Origin of the sequence: Streptomyces sp. NPDC006739 (assembly GCF_042869815.1) — a bacterium.
Taxonomy (GTDB): Bacteria; Actinomycetota; Actinomycetes; order Streptomycetales; family Streptomycetaceae; genus Streptomyces.
In genome coordinates, this window is sequence record NZ_JBIAGM010000014.1 from 55,416 (window position 1) to 68,790 (window position 13,375).

Annotated in this window: 14 protein-coding genes and 1 tRNA gene; 9 read left to right on the forward strand and 6 right to left on the reverse strand. The window is 69.6% G+C overall.

Annotation, left to right across the window (positions count from 1 at the left end; all coding sequences use genetic code 11):
- Nucleotides 1-221 precede the first annotated feature (221 nt).
- A tRNA-Cys gene (locus ACFYMM_RS26405) sits at nt 222-314 on the forward strand.
- Between the two features lie 7 nt (nt 315-321).
- On the opposite strand, the gene ACFYMM_RS26410 is transcribed toward ACFYMM_RS26405, so the two are convergent.
- From ACFYMM_RS26410 to ACFYMM_RS26420, 3 genes are read right to left on the reverse strand one after another with little or no spacing between them, the layout of a single operon-like run.
- On the reverse strand, nt 322-1,467 hold the full coding sequence (locus ACFYMM_RS26410) for a threonine aldolase family protein (protein ID WP_388390650.1): 1,146 nt from the start codon (nt 1,465-1,467) through the stop codon (nt 322-324).
- Nucleotides 1,468-1,482: 15 nt separating this feature from the next.
- On the reverse strand, nt 1,483-2,055 hold the full coding sequence (locus tag ACFYMM_RS26415; RefSeq protein ID WP_388390652.1) for a helix-turn-helix domain-containing protein: 573 nt from the start codon (nt 2,053-2,055) through the stop codon (nt 1,483-1,485).
- Nucleotides 2,052-2,237 (reverse strand): hypothetical protein, encoded by a 186-nt coding sequence (locus tag ACFYMM_RS26420; RefSeq protein ID WP_388390654.1) that lies wholly within the window; start codon nt 2,235-2,237, stop codon nt 2,052-2,054. Before ACFYMM_RS26420 ends, ACFYMM_RS26415 begins: the two co-directional genes overlap by 4 nt.
- A gap of 410 nt (nt 2,238-2,647) precedes the next feature.
- Here ACFYMM_RS26420 and ACFYMM_RS26425 point away from each other — a divergent pair, with 410 nt between their 5' ends.
- Together ACFYMM_RS26425 and ACFYMM_RS26430 are read left to right on the forward strand one after the other, a co-directional pair.
- A complete protein-coding gene (locus tag ACFYMM_RS26425; protein ID WP_388390656.1) occupies nt 2,648-3,145 on the forward strand; it encodes an SRPBCC family protein in 498 nt (165 codons plus the stop codon).
- The gene (locus ACFYMM_RS26430) at nt 3,142-3,651 is read left to right on the forward strand and encodes a DinB family protein (protein ID WP_388390658.1); all 510 of its coding nucleotides are present in this window, start codon (nt 3,142-3,144) and stop codon (nt 3,649-3,651) included. The genes ACFYMM_RS26425 and ACFYMM_RS26430 overlap by 4 nt, the downstream gene beginning before the upstream one ends.
- A 256-nt stretch (nt 3,652-3,907) precedes the next feature.
- On the opposite strand, the gene ACFYMM_RS26435 is transcribed toward ACFYMM_RS26430, so the two are convergent.
- A complete protein-coding gene (locus tag ACFYMM_RS26435; protein WP_388390660.1) occupies nt 3,908-4,654 on the reverse strand; it encodes a phosphotransferase family protein in 747 nt (248 codons plus the stop codon).
- Nucleotides 4,655-5,162: 508 nt separating this feature from the next.
- On the opposite strand from ACFYMM_RS26435, the gene ACFYMM_RS26440 reads away from it, so the two are divergent.
- Both ACFYMM_RS26440 and ACFYMM_RS26445 read left to right on the forward strand, forming a co-directional pair.
- Nucleotides 5,163-5,561, forward strand: coding sequence for a YrdB family protein (locus tag ACFYMM_RS26440; RefSeq protein WP_388390662.1), 399 nt, complete (start codon nt 5,163-5,165; stop codon nt 5,559-5,561).
- The gene (locus ACFYMM_RS26445; protein ID WP_388390664.1) at nt 5,536-9,051 is read left to right on the forward strand and encodes a trypsin-like peptidase domain-containing protein; all 3,516 of its coding nucleotides are present in this window, start codon (nt 5,536-5,538) and stop codon (nt 9,049-9,051) included. The genes ACFYMM_RS26440 and ACFYMM_RS26445 overlap by 26 nt, the downstream gene beginning before the upstream one ends.
- 47 nt (nt 9,052-9,098) lie before the next feature.
- On the opposite strand, the gene ACFYMM_RS26450 is transcribed toward ACFYMM_RS26445, so the two are convergent.
- Nucleotides 9,099-9,398, reverse strand: a complete 300-nt coding sequence (locus tag ACFYMM_RS26450; RefSeq protein ID WP_388390665.1) for a trypco2 family protein — start codon at nt 9,396-9,398, stop codon at nt 9,099-9,101.
- Nucleotides 9,399-9,757: 359 nt separating this feature from the next.
- Here ACFYMM_RS26450 and ACFYMM_RS26455 point away from each other — a divergent pair, with 359 nt between their 5' ends.
- Together ACFYMM_RS26455 and ACFYMM_RS26460 are read left to right on the forward strand one after the other, a co-directional pair.
- Nucleotides 9,758-9,880: a hypothetical protein gene (locus ACFYMM_RS26455; RefSeq protein WP_388390667.1), complete on the forward strand. Its 123-nt coding sequence runs from the start codon at nt 9,758-9,760 to the stop codon at nt 9,878-9,880.
- A 118-nt stretch (nt 9,881-9,998) separates the two neighbouring features.
- The gene (locus ACFYMM_RS26460; RefSeq protein WP_388390669.1) at nt 9,999-11,798 is read left to right on the forward strand and encodes an ABC transporter ATP-binding protein; all 1,800 of its coding nucleotides are present in this window, start codon (nt 9,999-10,001) and stop codon (nt 11,796-11,798) included.
- Between the two features lie 27 nt (nt 11,799-11,825).
- On the opposite strand, the gene ACFYMM_RS26465 is transcribed toward ACFYMM_RS26460, so the two are convergent.
- Nucleotides 11,826-12,539, reverse strand: coding sequence for a hypothetical protein (locus ACFYMM_RS26465; protein WP_388390671.1), 714 nt, complete (start codon nt 12,537-12,539; stop codon nt 11,826-11,828).
- Between the two features lie 312 nt (nt 12,540-12,851).
- Between ACFYMM_RS26465 and ACFYMM_RS26470 the strand changes: the two genes are divergently transcribed.
- Complete coding sequence (locus tag ACFYMM_RS26470) at nt 12,852-13,004, forward strand: FDLD family class I lanthipeptide (protein WP_388390673.1); 153 nt, start codon at nt 12,852-12,854, stop codon at nt 13,002-13,004.
- 97 nt (nt 13,005-13,101) lie between these two features.
- Nucleotides 13,102-13,269 (forward strand): FDLD family class I lanthipeptide, encoded by a 168-nt coding sequence (locus ACFYMM_RS26475; RefSeq protein ID WP_388390675.1) that lies wholly within the window; start codon nt 13,102-13,104, stop codon nt 13,267-13,269.
- The last annotated feature ends 106 nt before the right edge of the window (nt 13,270-13,375 follow it).

Here is a 13,375-nt window from a genome sequence, read left to right on the forward strand (position 1 = left end):
ACGGACAGAACCCATGAAGATCCCTCAGACACTGACAGGCAGCTGAGCGAATGCTGCCCCGCCCGTCCGCCGACGTACCCCCGGGGTACGGCGCCCCGGTGCACCCGCTCCAGCGGCAAAGAGCCTTGGGCAGACAGTGTCAGCGGCTCATCAGGCGCCTGTCAGCGCCAACTGCCAAAGTTGTTCACGTGAACGGCACCCACAACGGCCGCCGGACACGAGGAGAGGTGCCCGGAGTGGTTTATCGGGGACCAGAGCACAGCTCATGGCCGGGCCCCTTGGGGCCCACGCAGGTTCGAATCCTGCCCTCTCCGCTCCTGTTCAGCTCGCCTTCAACACCGGACTGCTGACATGCCACGCCGGTTCTTCACCAGCGCGGGCGACACGTCCGGAGGCCTCCGACGAGACGGCGAGGCGGCGGACGGCCTCAAGGAGACTGTCGACGTCGCTCTCGGTGGTGGAGAAGGAGGTGACGAAGCGGCAGACGCCCGGCTCCCAGCGGTTGTCGTAGATGGTGAATCCTTCCGCCAGGAGCCGGTCGATGACCGGCTGGGGAAGGCGGCAGAAAAGGATGTTGGCCTCGACGGCGTGCAGCAGGTCGGCGCCGGGGAGCGCCTTGAGCCCGTTGCCCAGGCGGGCGGACATCGTGTTGGCGTGGGCGGCGTTGCGCAGCCACAGGCCGTCGGTGAGGTAGGCGTCGAGCTGGGCGGACTGGAAGCGCATCTTGGAGGTCAACTGGCCGGCACGCTTGGCTCTGAAGGACAGTTCCGGGGTGAGGGCGCGGTCGAAGACGACGATGGCGTCGGCGGTCATGACGCCGTTCTTGGTCGCTCCGAAGGACAGGACGTCGATGCCGGCCTGCCAGGTCAGCTCGGCGGGCGTGCAGCCCAGCGCGGCGACCGCGTTGGCGAAGCGAGCCCCGTCCATGTGGACGCGCAGGCCCGCGTCCTTTGCGACACGGCCAAGGCTGCGGATCTCGTCAAGGTTGTAGAGGGCGCCGGTCTCGGTCGCCTGGCTGATGCTGACGACCGAGGGCTGCACGCTGTGCACATCCCCCACCTTCCGGGTGGCGGCTGCGTGCAGCCGATCAACGCCGATCTTGGCGTTGCCGCCGGGCAGAGGGACGAGCTTGGCCCCGCTGGTGAAGAACTCGGGGGCGCCGCACTCGTCGGTGTTGATGTGGCTGTCGCGGTGGCACAGCACGCCGCCCCAGGGCGGGGCGAGGGCCGCCAGGCTCAGGGCGTTTGCCGCGGACCCGGTGGAGACGGGCAGGACGTCGACGTCGCGTTCGAAGATCTCGGCGAAGCGGGCGCGCATGCTGCTCGTGTGACGGTCGGCGCCGTAGGGCAGGTCCTGGCCGACGGCCGCGGCGGTGACGGCCCGGACGATCTCGGGCGAGGCGCCGGCGGTGTTGTCACTGGTGAATATCCGCTGGGTGCCGGGCCCGGTGGAGTCGGTGACGGTCATGTTCAGGGGTGTCTTTCAGCTGATGATGGGGGAGGCGATGACGACGGTGACGTCGGCCGCCTCGTGGCCGGTGCGGTAGATGTGCGGGGCGTCTCCGGCGAAGGCGAGCAGGTCGCCGGAGTGCAGGTCGGTGGGGGCGTCGGCGGGCCCGGCGATGAGGTGGCCGGAGGAGACGAGCAGGTGCTCGATGGTGCCGGTGGCGTGCGGCACGCCGTCCAGGTGTGTTCCCGGGGGCATGCGCAGCCGCCAGATCTCCAGGCTGTTGCCGCTGCTGATGCGGCGCAGCAGCTCGCGTCCCACTTCGCCGTCGGCCAGGTCGGTGCCGGGCACGAACACTGGTCCGGGGTCGATGTCGCGGGCGAGCAGGTCGGTCAGCGGGATGCGCAGGGCGATCGCGAGCGCGTCGAGGGTCTCGATGGTCGGGTTGCCCCGCCCGGCCTCCAGCTGCGAGAGCGTCGCCTTGCTCAGACCCGCCCGGCGGGCAAGCTCGGCACTGCTCATGCCGCGCTGTTCCCGGCGCTGGCGGATCTGGGCCCCGACCGCGATCGCGGTGCTGCTGGCGGGCCGACGCTCCCCCGGCGGCGTCATGGCCGCTCCCGGTGGGCGGCGCTGTAGGAGACGCGGATCCGGCCCTTCTTGACCTTCAGTGTCGGCAGCACGACCTCGGCGAGGTCGCCGAGGCTGCGCACGTGGGTCCCCCCGCACGGAGCCGAGTGCAGATGGGCCAAGTGCACCATGCGGCGCCCCTCGGCATCGTTCTCCCAGGTCACGGGCCAATTGTGACCGGCGGGGGGCGCGACAACGGCATGACATTCCATTGCCGTTTTGAGCCGCTACCCCTGGCTTTCCCTTTGGCGGACGGTCAGGACGCCTGGCTGGATAGTCTGCAGGCATGAGCGCCGCACATCCTGCCGGGGCGGCGGCGCCCCCGTGATCGGGTCGAGGCGGCCGAAGACCTACGCCCCGGGACCCGCGTGGCGATCGTGGCCACAGCAACCAGCATGCTGACCCGCCCCGACACCCCGACTTCTGGCGGCGAGCCTCCGGAGTGTGCGTCCTCCAGTTGATCGCCGTCCGAACGACGGCGTGTGGTACATCCTCGGCGAGGCGTTGCCGTACCCCCGGTGTAGCGTCCGGACCGGAGTGGGGTTCATGCTCTGCGGTCAACGGAGGCGCGCGGATGACGAGTACGGCAGGCGAGGCCGTGGTGGTTGCGTCCCGGCGCATCGGAGCCCCGGCGGAGGCGATCTTCCGGATCCTGGCCGACCCCGGACGGCATCCGGATTTCGACGGCTCGGGGATGTTGCGCAGTGGCGCCTCCCCCGCCGTGGTCTCGGAGGTCGGGGACGTCTTCGTGATGCGGATGCACTACGAACGGTACGGCGACTATGAGATGAACAACCATGTCGTCGAGTACGAGCCGGGCCGCCGCATCGGCTGGGCGCCCAGGCCCGGTCGCGGGCACCCGGACGCCACCGCGCCCGGGGGCGCATGGGGCCATCGGTGGATCTTCGATCTGCTCCCGGACGGAGCCGAGGCGACGGTCGTGATCGAGACCTTCGACGGTTCGCGCATGCCGGAGGACAAACGCGCGGAAGTGGACAGCGGGCGCGCCTGGTGGCAGAGGCAGATGGCGAGCACCCTGGAACGCCTCGCCGCACTGTGCGCCGCCCGGTGAACGCCGAACTCGGCGCCCTCAAGAACGCCCTGGACCGTCAGCGCGAGCACGTCCTCGGAGTCCTCAAAGGACTCTCGGAGGAGGACCTGCGGCGGCCTGTGCTGCCCAGCGGCTGGAGCTGCCTGGCACTGCTGCGTCACCTCACCCTGGATGTCGAACGCTTCTGGTTCCCCGGGGTGATCGCGGGCGAACCGGATGTGGCCGGACAGCTCGTGGCCGGCGCGGAGGCGCACTGGTGCGTACCCGAGGGGATGAGCAGCGGGGAGGTCTTCGCCGACTATCGGGCGGCCATCACGCGTGCGGACGCCGTGCTCGTCGTCGCCGAGCCCGCGCAGGAGCCCGCCGCCTGGCCCGTGGAGATCTGGCCGACCTGGCGGCTGCCTGACGTCCGGCACATCCTGATCCATGTGCTCACCGAAGACGCTTGCCACAGCGGCCACTTGGACGCGGTGCGCGAACTGATCGATGGCAGCACCTGGCTCGGCGGCCATCCCTACGCCGGATAGTTCTGTCCCCCGTACGAGGTTCGTCGAGTTCCTCGGGCCGCTGTGGTGAGAGGGCATCCACTGGGGCGGACGTCCCTTCAAGATCGACCACCGCCACCTGACCGCGCTCCGGGAGTGCGGTGTATCAGTGGGAAGACCGCTGTCAGGCGACCTGCGGGCGACGGCTGCGGGACTGGAACGAGGCCGGGGGCTGGCAGCCCTGGCACGAACTGCTGCGTCAGATCGCATAACCAGCAGTCCGGTCGGCGGACCAGCCTCACATCCGGGATCTCAGCACGTCGACCTCACAGCCCGGCGCGAAGGGGTCGAAGCCGTGCTCGATCAACCAGCGAACTGCCAGCAGGCTTCGCAACGACCACCACGCGTGGATCACGTCGAGGTCGATGTCGGTGCCGTAGCCGGCGATGACGTCGTCCAGGTGCTCCTCATGGCCGAGCGTGAAGGTGGCGAGATCGTAGAGGGCATCACCCTGGCCTGCCTCGGACCAGTCGATGATGCCCGTGATCTCGTCGCCGTCGACGAAGACGTGCGCGATCTGCAGGTCGCCGTGCGTGAACGCCGCGGTCCACGGCCGGAGCGCGGCCTCGGCGACCTCGCGGTTGCGGGTGACCAGGTCGGCGGGCAGGACGCCGTTCGTCACGAGCAACTCGCACTCGTCGTCGAGTTCCGCCGCCAGCGCGGCGGTGCTCCGGCCGGCCCGGCCCGGCCAGGGTGGCAGCGGCGCGTCGTGCAGCTCCCGGATGGCGGCGCCCGCCGCGGCCCACGCCGTCGGCGAGCCGGTCGACGGGCCGCCGAGGCGCCCAAGCGTCGTGCCCGGGAGGGCGGCGATCGCGAGCACGGGCGGCTTGCGCCACAGGACCTCCGGCGTCGGGACCGGCGCGAGCGACATCGCCTCGACCTCGGCCTCGATGCGGGCCTGATCGCCGTCCACCTTCAGGAACACGTCACCGACGCGCAGAGTCGCGCGCTCGGAATGGGCGACGACGACTTTGACCTCATCCATGGGCGACCACTATCCCGGGGGTGGTCGCCGATGTCGCCGGGTTTATCACGTGCGATTACGCGGCTTCCTCCGACCAGGTCAGGCCCACTACTCTTTGAGGAGCCATTCCGAGCCGCCGCTGAGAGCGCCGACCAGCTGTGGCGCCACGTCGAACTGCTTGCCGCGCCCGCGCGGCCCGGCCCGGTCCGGCCCCAGGGCAGTTCGGGCAGTTCCTTGCCCCAGTCCTGGACCCCGTCCGCGTGGTCCATGTGGTCTCGTCAGCTCGCCGGGCTCGCCGATCATGTGCTCGCCCTCCCTCATTCGTAGCACTTGACGGTGTCTCTGATGCCGGCCGCGTCGCCGGTGCGCCCGTGCACCTTCCCGTCGCGGATCCGGTCGGATGCGCGCCGCCCAGAACGGCGTTGGCCGCGGTTCCGCGAAAGTGCACCCCAGGTGCCCCCGCGTTGGCATGCTGGATGCCCCGGCACAGCGAGAGGACTCCATGCCAACACGCCCTGACGCCGCGGTCGTGACAGACGAGCGGCTCTGGTACACCGCGAACGAACTCCTGGCGTTCCTGGTGGAGCTTGCCGCTCTGGCGTGCCTGAGCTGGTGGGGATTCACCGTCAGCCGTGACGAGGCCCTTCGTGTCCTGTTCGGTGCCGGAACGTCCCTGCTGGCGATGGTGCTGTGGTCCTTGTTCGCGGCGCCCAGGGCCCGGCTGCGACCCAGCCTGCCGCTCGTGCTCGTCGTCAAGGCGGTAGTGCTGGGCGGTGGAGCAGCGGCTTTGTACGACGTCGGGCATCCTGGTGCCGCCATGGCCATGGCGGTCGTCGTCCTCGCGAACACTGCTGTGGCCGAGTTCTTTCGCCGCAGGCCCCATTTCCCGGCCGGTGTCGTAGGTGGAGCCGGTGCAGACGAGGAGTGAACCGGACCCGGCCGAGGAACACCGGGACGTGGCGAGCAGATTCGAAGCCGGCCGGGCCGTACAGATCATCGCCCGGCCGGCTCAGAGCGTCGTCGCCGGCCGAGCGGACGGGGCGGTCTTGTCCGGGAGGCGCGGTTCGGGGTATCAAGTCGCCGAAGGCACGGTGCTGACCGCCGCGCACGTCGTACGTGACGCAGGGGAGATCGCCGTGCGCTTCGTGCTTGACGACGGCTCCGTGCGCACGTCGCACGGGACCGTGGTCTTCTGCGACCGGGAAATCGATGTGGCCGTCCTGCGTATCCCAGAGGGCGATTCCCCCGTAGGCCGGACCGCGGACCGGCTCCCACGCGCCGCGTTCGGCCGGATCGACGAGCCCGCTCCCTGCGTTGCCGTGGGTTTTCCCCGGTTCAAAATGCGCCGGACCGTGCATGCCGACGACTCGGTGACGGAGTACCGCGACAGCCGCTACGCGGACGGCACCGCCGTCCCGGGCTCCAACCTCCGCGACGGAGGACTTGAACTACGTGTGGCTGCTCCGGAGTCGGATCCCGACCCGGCGCGTTCGCCGTGGGAGGGCATGTCCGGAGCCGCGGTCTGGAGCCGTGGAAGGATCATCGGCGTGGTCAGCGAGCACCGGCGCGCCGACGGGCTGGGAACGTTGACCGCCAGCCGTGTGGACCGTTGGCAGGCGCGGTTGACGCCGCCGCAAGCCGCCATGCTCCGCACACTGATCGGCTTTCCCGATGTGACCGCCCGGCCGCTGACGCTGGGCCCTCACGCTGATGTCCTGCAGGACTATCTGGCGGCTGCCGAGCGTGCGGTCGCGGCTCAGCCCTACTTCGGCTCATCCGCCGGTTTCGCTCCGCCGTTGGCCGCCGTCTACCTGCGACAGCTCGCCCGCCGCCTCGACGACGCGGCCGCGACGGGGCCGGTTGGCCCAGAGCATGAGCTGGTTGTCCCCGGCAGGCGGCTCGAGGCAGCCGACATCCTCGGTCTGGCCGGTAGCTGTGCCGTCGTCGCGGGGCCGGGCGGGGGGAAGTCGAGCCTGTTGCGGACGGTGGCCGCCGCCTCCTTCGCCCGCTGGCGCCGTGATGCCGCGGACACCGCGGTGCCGGTCCTCGTCCGGGCCGCGGACCTGGTCGGCGGCGGGACTCTGCTCGACGCAGCAGCGCAGGCGGTCACTGCCGAACTCAGGTGGCACGGACTTGCCGCCGCTCTCCCCGCACAGTTGTTCCGGAGTCCCCCGGGGCCGCAGGTGCCCTGGCTGTTCCTGGTCGACGGCCTCGACGAGATCACCGATCCGGCTGCTCGTCGACGCTTGCTGACCGCTCTGTCCGCCCTGGCCGGAGGGCCGCAGGGGGCGCACGTGCGCTTCGCCGTGGCCACTCGGCCGCTGCCGTCGGGGGAGCTGGAACAACTCGGCCCAACCGTACCCTGGTACGGCTTGCAACCGTTCACCTCCCAGGACGTGCGGGACGTCGCCGCGTCCTGGTTCAGCGCGAACGGCCGACCTGATGCGCAGGAGGCGGCAGACCGGTTCGCGGCGGCCCTAGCCCGGCGCACTCGGCTCGCCGAAGTGGGCTCCACACCGCTGCTCACCGCGATGCTGTGCCGCCTCGCCGCAGACCAGCACGGCCTCGGCGCGCAGCAGGACATCGAACTACCGGAAAGCCGCGGCGAGATCTACGCGCGGTTCACCGACCTGCTCTTTGCGCGGCTTGCCGACGAGGGCCGATCCGGCATTCTGGCCCAGGCCGACCACAGCCTGCGGCGGCACAACCCGGCGGTGACCGACCATGTGCACAAACTCCTGCTCAGCGTGGGTCGGCTGCTCGGCGAGCTGGCCCGGCTGCGCCGAAACGGATCCTGCGGGGCTCGCACGGCCGTCGACATCATCGCAGCGCTGCCCGGTGGCGAGGGTCCGGCCAGAGTCCCCGCAGCGCACTGGCGCGACTTCCTCGACTCCTTGCTGCGGCGCAGTGGCCTGATGACCCCACGCGGTACGGATCATGATTTCCTGCACCTGACGATCCGGGACTACCTGGCCGCGCGCCAAGCTGTCACGGACCCGCAACAGCGCGTCCGCATCCTGCACCAGGCTCTGCGGGTCCGCCGCACGATCCCGTCCGTGCAAGCCCGCTGGACCGCGCCGGACGCGCAGGACCTGTCCTATTTCGGGTTCATCCTCGACCCTGGCGGGTGTGACACGGCAGACACGACGACGGATCTCCTTCGGCTCCTCGGCACCCGGCGCACTCAACTCGATACGTGTCAGATGCTGGCGGAGCTCCAGAAGTTGGGCGTCGGGCTGCCGGACGCGGTGCGGCAGGAGGCGCTCACCCGGCTGGCAGCCGCCGCCAACCAGGTCAGAAAGAACGACGAAAGCGGCCGGCAGCGGTTCGAGGCCGCGCGGATCCTGGCCAGGATGGACCGCGATACCGGACTGGCGGCGCTCGAAGCCCTCGCCACACAGCAGACATACATGGGTCACCGGTTTGAGGCCGTTCGCGAGCTGACCTCCTACGACCTGACCAGGACGGCGAACGCGCTGACCGCTATCGCCGAACAGCAGGCCATACGCGAGTACGACCGTTTCAGAGCCGCGCGACTCCTCTACCAACTGGACCCGGCGCGCGGACTGGCCTGGTTCAGTCAGCGTTTCGGTGAGCGATCCCTGGACGATCCCCTGCGAGAACGCCTCAGACACTCAGACGTCCAGAAGTCCGTCGCCCGCAACCTCGCCCTGGTGGACCGTGACGCGGCCATCGGCCTGCTCGAATCAGCTCTGCGGGCCGCAGGCACCCGGTTCACCCCTGTCGAACAGCGCCTGGCCGAGGTCCTCGGTGAAATCGACCGCGATCGGGCCCAGGCTCTGCTGCGGGAACTGCGTCAAGCAGCCGACCTGCCGGGCATCGCCCGCATCTACATCGTCAGCGCGCTCGCCGCTCTGGACGAGGTCCCCGACGCCGACACACCCGAAACCCACGTCCGCGGCGACGACGACGGCTGGCTGACAGTTCAGATCGCTCACCTGCTGCCTGAGATGACGAGTGACACATGGTCGATCGCCTCCGCACCTGAACCTGCCGTCCGGCTGAACGACGCGCCCGGAACGACGCTGCCCGAGGGGCTCATCAACAGTCTGGACGATCCAGCCGCAGCGAACCTCCTGTTCGAGGTCGCCAGCGGCGCGCGACATCGACGTGAGTACCGTGACCTGTGGCGGGTCACCGCGGCCTGGCAGCTCGCGCGGCTGGGCGTCCCACGCGCAGAGGAGATCCTCGAGAGGTTCGCCACGGACCCGGCGGTGGACTTCCGCTATCGACGCTACGCTGTCAGGGCTCTGACGCTCGTCGACTGCGACCGCGCGCTCACCCTCGTGGACCAGATGACCCTCGAACCCGGGCGGAGCCGCTCCGAACGCCGGAACCTGGCCAGAGTGCGTGCCTGGGTCCACAGGCGTTCGCTCGAACAGGACACTCGTCCCTGACCGGCGGTGATCAACTGCCGCTGTGCAGGGCCGGCCCGGCGGACGGGCTACTCCTCGTCGGCTCCGGCGTGGCCCGAGATCTGCGGTGCCTGGTGAGTTCCGGCCAGTCTCGGGGTGAGGGAGAGCTTGATCCTCTGGGTGTTCGACACGCCCTTCTTGTGCTCGCCCCCCAGATCGACCACCCAGAAGCGGACCCTGCCCGCGCCGCTGTCAGACCGTTCCACAGCGACTGAAGCCTCGAGCTCGATCGGCCCGAGCTCGAAGCGAAGGTTCTCGTCCTTGCCCGCCTCGATCGCGGCCTGCAACTCCGAGCGCAGGTCCTTGATGACGCTTCCCAATTCGATCACGAGTCGTCCCCCTCTGGAACCGCTGGCGCAACTGCCGTCAAGCGTAGGGCTCGCCACCTGACGGCCGGGGGCAAATCGGGTCGCGGTCTTCGAACACCCCTGCTGTTCGCCCAAGAGGCGAGAAGGTCGAGCCTCCCTGGCTGCCGTGCGACCGGGCCGACCTGCCAAGAACAGCGGGCAGGAAACCTGGCAACCGCTTCGCCCGCATTCCCCACGTGGATTTGGTAAGGGAATATAGGCCAACGCTCACCTTCCGAATTGAATGGGGGAGCGGCCGCCCCTCGTATTCACAGGCGTACCTCAGGATGAAGTCAGCGACGGGCAACGATGATTGACTGTCCGTCAGGAAGGGAGCCACGATGTCCTTCGCCAAGATCATGCTGGCCAAGAAGGCCAAGAAGAAGGAAGCCGGTGCCGGCGTCAAGGCCAAGCACCACAAGAAGAAGCACCACCGCAAGCACAAGAAGGCCGCCGCCAAGTAGTACGGGCCGCAAGAGAACCCGTCAACACAGGCAGGGCGCCGGGGTCCGTTCGCGCAGCACGATACGCGACGGGCCCCGGCACTTCGTCGGATCGGGCAGTGCCCAGGAAGCGTCGGCCATGTACCCCGCGACACCGATCACCATGTCCGTCGCCGGATCCGATGCGGGAGCCCCGGCCGGTACCAGCTCCCGGATGCGCCACGCGCGCATCTCGCCGCTTGCCGCGTTCCGCACGTTCTGGCCGCTGGTCAGCGTCAACCGTGCGGTCGTGCTGATGTCCGCTGTGCTGCTGGTGGTCTCCGCCGGGTGCGACGCGGGCGCGATCGGCATCGTCGGCGTCCTCACCGACGACGTGCTCACACCCGGGGACCTCGGCGCGTTTTGGGGGCCCGCCGCCCTCTGGCTGGGGCTCGCCTCGGCGGGCGCGGTCGCCTCGGCGACAGGCGGCTATCTCGCCGGCTGGACCAGCGAGCACTTCCTGCTCGGCCTGCGCGACCGGATCTTCGACCATGTGCAACGGGTGCCTCCGGACACCCTCGACCGCTTCGGAACCGGCGACCTGGTCTCCCGGCTGACCGGCGACATCGAAACCGTCGAATCGCTGGTGGCCTCCGCGCCCGTGGAACTGATCACCTCCGCCGTCGGGGCGCTGGTGTTCGCCATCGCGGCCTTCTGGACCAGCTGGCAACTGGCCCTGATCACCCTCGCCGTTGCCCCGTTGATCTGGTTCGGCGCCCGGTGGTTCGGCACCCTGATGCGCTCCGCCACCCGCGCCGAGCGCGACAGCAACGGACGGATCGCCTCCTTGCTGGAAGAGAGCCTGGCCAACATGCCCCTGGTGCAGGCCTACGGCCGACAGCAGGCCGAACACACCAAGGTCCACCGCGAAGGTCGCAACTGGATGCGCGCGGGACTGCGACAGATCCGGCTGTCGTCGCTGTACGGGCCGACAGGCGAGCTGCTGGAGACGCTCAGCGTGCTGGCCGTGATCGGCGCCGGCGCCTGGCAGATCTCCCAGCACCATCTCAGCGTCGGCGGCCTGCTCTCCTTCGCCGCCTTCCTCGGCTACCTCCACCCCAAACTGGAGGAACTCGGCGAACTCGTCGTCAACGCCTCCTCCGCAACGGCCGCCTGCGAACGCCTCATCGAGGTGCTACGCACCGGCACGGTCCCCGAGACCGCCCCGCGGCCCGACGTCCCACCACTCGCCGAGCCGGTGCGCGGCGCCATCACCCTCGAGGACGTCAGCTTCTCCTACCCCGGCAACGGCCACCCCGTCCTGCACCGCGTGCACGTGGACGTCGTCCCCGGTCAGCTGGTCGCGGTCACTGGCCCGAGCGGCACCGGCAAGTCCACCCTCGGCAAGCTGCTGTTGCGCTTCAACGAGCCGTCGCACGGCCGCATCCTGCTCGACGGCCGCGACATCGCCGAACTCCCCGTCGACGAGGTGCGCCGACACATCACCCTGCTCCCCCAGGACAGCATGCTCTTCGACGGCACCGTCCGCGACAACATCACCTACGGCCGACCCGACGCCGCCGAAGCCGAGATACTCGCCGCCGCAATCGCCGCCGACGCCCACGATTTCGTCAGTGCGCTGCCCGACGCCTACGACAGCCCCGTCGGCAAACGAGGCAACAACCTCTCCGGCGGTCAGCGCCGCAGAATTGCCCTCGCGCGGGCCATGCTCCGCACCGCGCCCGTGCTGATCCTCGACGAACCCACCGCCGGACTCGACGACGAATCGACACAACGCATCATGGCCCCACTTCGCAGCCTCACCGCCGGCCGCACCACCTTCCTCATCACCCACGACCTACGCCTGACCGCCCAGGCCGACCTCGTACTCCACCTCACCGACGGCACCGCACTCACCACGGCCCCCACCCGGTCACCGACAACGGCAGCGCAGATCTGACGGCGGACTCCAGCACCCACCGACGGGTCAAGGCAGTGGAGATTCGACGGGCACCGATCGATCGGGCCGGTCCTCCCTGACGGCGGTTTCGTCCGCGTACAGATGCAGCTGATCGCTCTCCAGCCGCACGAACGGATTCGTCCATGTCTCCGAGGCATCCGGGACGAATACGCGTGTCGTCCCCCGCCAGGCGTCGTGGATCACGAGCGAGAGAATCGTGTAGCCGAGCAGACCAAGCGCGATCTGCTGGTCGGGATGGTCTTCCGGGCCCGCCGCCTGCAGCACGTAAAACCGATCGCCCACCCAGTAGCCGGACTGATCCAGCCAGGCATCCGCCATCAGCCGCACGCCGTCCACCCACACGCCGACCTCGTCCCAGCGGTTCCGGTCCGTCATGTGCACGGCTCGGTGGCGGTCGTCGGCGGTGAATTCCACTCGCAGTTTCACATCGCTCCAGCAGTCCACGAATGAACCGCAGGCCCCCGGCACGGGGCCCACACGATGCGCAGCGGCACCGTGGGGGCTGAGACCGATGGGGTCCTGGCCGCAGGTCTCCGGCTCCCGGCACGACCGGTCGACACGGCGAGTGCAGCCCAGGCCCATCGCGGCGCAGTCCCGAGGCGAGGCCCGGGACAGCAGGTCGACAAGGCGCTCCTGATACGGCAGGTCACCGATACGGCTGCGTATGTCACCGCCGTCCCACCACGCGACCAGGTCGACGCCGACCCGTGAACGCCGCAACCACTCACGCCAGCGCTCATCCCGGACACCCCACGCATGCGAGACCGTCTGCGAAGAGGACGCCCCCTCATAGGGCCCACGGCCGTCCCCGTTCCCGTCCCGGCGACGGCCTGCCTTCCTGCCAGGTCTCCAACGCACGCTGGACCTCCCTCAGCCAACTGGATGATCTGTTCCAAGGTGGCACGTTCTGAAGGGCCACCGGTTCCTTCGGCTTCCGCACGCGGCCAGGCAGCTCAAGCGCCGCTCAGGCCGCCGTGACTAGCCTCCCACAGCACGGCTCACCGCCCCGACAACCAGTCCGAGGAGATCGACATGAGCACTGCCACCCTTCCCGCCCCCGCCGACACCCAGCTCGAAGACCTCTTCGACCTGGACGTCCGCATCGAGCTGGACGACACCCACTCGGCGGAGGCCGCGTTCACCTCCATCACCTGCTCCTCCTGCTGGGCCACCTGGTGCTGCTGAGCACGGCTGCCGACCGGCGCCCGCACCGCTCCCGGCGCTCCCGTAAGACCGACAGCGCACGGCTCACCGCCCCAACAACCAGTCCGAGGAGACAGGCATGAGCACTGCCACCCTTCCCGCCCCCGCCGACATGCAGCTCGAAGACCTCTTCGACCTGGACGTCCGTATCGAGCTGGACGAGGCCGACTCCGTCGAGGCCGCGTTCACCTCCGTCACCTGCAGCTTCACCTGTTGGTCCACCTTCCCCACCCAGTGCGGCTGCTGAACAAGGCCGCGGGCCGGCTCCGTCCAGGGCGTACGCCCGGCAGAGCCGGCAGCTGAGGGCCCACGGACCGGCGCCCCGAAGCTGTCGGCCCCGGCCCACCCGCGCG